The 2,559-nt window shown below is 44.9% G+C and carries 1 protein-coding gene and 1 pseudogene; both read right to left on the reverse strand.

Going from position 1 to position 2,559, the window contains the following annotated elements:
• The coding region (locus WBA89_RS13560; RefSeq protein ID WP_424407185.1) for a ribonuclease III domain-containing protein at window positions 1-1,571 on the reverse strand (1,571 nt) is incomplete at its 3' end.
• Between the two features lie 572 nt (window positions 1,572-2,143).
• Window positions 2,144-2,559, reverse strand: a pseudogene (locus tag WBA89_RS13565) (hypothetical protein); the annotation flags it as partial.

The following is a 2,559-nucleotide window of genomic DNA, read 5'->3' on the forward strand; positions in this document are numbered from 1 at the left end:
TAGCCGATCGCCATTTTGAATTTTTCCAGCCAAATTTTGCCGCACTCTTTCCGCCACTTTTTCCAATTTTGCACTTCCGGCATTTGACGCTGAAATTGTTGCAGCAGTTGTTTGAGTTCCGGTTCAAGATCCAGCGCCAATATCCCAACCAACACACCAGTCAAATCACCGTAAAAATCGTGTTTCCCCGTGCCGCTAACATCCGCAAATTCCACATCTTTTTCAGCTTTTTCCAAACACTTCCGCAACTGGCAAACTTGCGATTTATCAAACTCCAGACTCGGATCGAGGACGCGAGTCAAACTCCAAGCCAGGACACAAACTAAGGCAACATAAAAAGCCCGAATTTCTGCCCCTTTGAAATTCTTTTCTGCTGACAGCGATTTGTTATTTGCCCAGATTAGCAACTGCTGCAAACTTTCATTTTTAGCCACCATACTGTCAATGTTATCTTGCATCAGCAGCAAAAGTTCGTCAGCCGGTTGCAAAATACCGACTGTTCTCAAAAATTCATTTTTCCACTTTTTGTCGGCAATCTTGCTAACAAATTCTGGCAGCGATTCCGGGTTGCCCGTGTCAATCAGATATTCTGGTTGAGAGTCGGTTTCTTCTATTAGTTCGTCAATTGCGGTTTTGATAAAGTTATCTACCAACCAGTCGCTGGTACGGGAGAAATTGCTCTCCAATTCCAAGTAACGACTGCCTAGTTTTGCTTGAAAGTCTTTAGGAAAAATCTGTTTTGCCACTAACAGATTTTTCCAGCTAATTAGCTGGCTGGCGTTGCGTTCGGGAAAGCGGTTGTACAGATAGTCGATCGCGATCGCCTCTAGAATCGCCGCACCCAGGATTTCCCGCCGTTTGAGTTCGTTTTCCGGCGCGCTTTCGGGCTGCTGAGTTAGATCGATGTGCTGGCTGAGTGTCGGTTCTAGCGATCGCTCGATCAGCCATTTACCCGCACGGCAAAAATTCCGATCGAACTCCAAGTAAATCGCCCCAAACAAAGCCTCAAAAGTCTGAGACAAAAAATTGTTGTCCTCGCTTTTGTCTGTTTCATTCCCCCTACCTGCAGGCCGACTGAGTTCGCTCAATTTTAACTTTTGTGCTAATTCCGCAACTTTTTTATGGTCTGTAAAACGACTTTTTAGGGTCGAAATACAATCGCAGTTGAGATCGGGATAGGTGCGGTACAGGTAGTCGGTAACAACTGCACCAAAAATTGCTCCGCCCAAGAGTGAAAGCCGCTGGTGCTTCACATTTTGGCCTGTGGCGCGATCGCCAGCCTGCCAAGGGCCTGTCAAGGCAATTTCCAGCAGTTCGGTTCGCCCAAACTCCTCCAGGTCGATCGCTGCTTTGACTGCTGCAACATCTACCTTTTTGTTTTTTATCAGCTCTAATTCTTTTTCACATTTTTCCCACTTTTCCAACCAATCACCGCCTGCATCTTCCACGTACAAATCCACAAAATCTACCCCGCGATCCATCCAATCATCCTGCATTTTTCTGGCTGCTTCCAGTTCTTCCCAGACTTTTTGCAAGTTGCTTTCAACGGTGCTTTTAGCTTGTACTGTCATAGTATTGATTTTGATTTAATTTGATTTTTTTTCCAACAATTTCACAGCAATTCAATCAAATCTCTATTCACTTTATACCGAGTTGCTAGTTATTCAAATCTTATTGATTGTTTTGGTAAATGTTCCCGTTGTTTAGCGTATCGAGTACCTGTTGACTTTGGGAAAGAGTCAACAATCGCCTGAAAACATCGGTATTTGTCGTTTATCCCCTACTGCCGATACCCCTGGCATCCCCCGAATCGTTGCGGGGACGCCAGAAAATGCTCTTTTCCCCCCCTTTTTTTTAGGGCGGGACGGGGGGATAATCGGGCATAATAATCTAACAGCAGATTCGTACTGCCTTTGACGTTAAATTGACACCTGTGCCTGTTGTCGCAGTCTGCCAGAATACCCCTCCCGGAAACAGAAAAAAGGAGGAAAAATCTTGGCGCAGCCTTCCCTTTGCGGGGGAGCGGACTGATGCTTAGGTTTTTGCCATTGTCGAGAATTGTGCAATATGTGAGACAAGTCAAAATTTCTTCTTCACCGAGTTTTTAGCAGTCGAACTATTCTCAGCAGCAGACTTGGTTGATTTACGGGAACTTCAGGTAACGACCTGCGGGCAAATTATCGCTATTATATAATGCAATGTTAACTAACTGGTTCAGGAAATTTGCATCGTTTATATCATAACTTAAAAATAATCCTCTGTCAATCCCCCAATCTCGAAGAGTTTGTTGCCATTTTTGATATTTTTGTTGAGAAAACTCATCCGAAAGAGTAGTTACTTGAATGCAGAGGGGCTGCTGTTGGCGGCTGCTAACGATCGAGTCGGTTGCCATAGAAAGATCGGCAACATAGCGATACAAAACAGTGCCTTGGCGTTCGACAATCCGGGCGGCGATCGCCCGAATCACTAGATCGTCAGCCGGATCGAATTCACCGGCCTTGAGTTTTTGTTTCCAGATGAAAAATTTGCGATCGTTTTCGTTCAGCCATTTAGGAAATA

The sequence above is a fragment of the Microcoleus sp. genome, assembly GCF_049646505.1.
In the GTDB taxonomy this organism is placed as follows: Bacteria; Cyanobacteriota; Cyanobacteriia; order Cyanobacteriales; family Microcoleaceae; genus Microcoleus.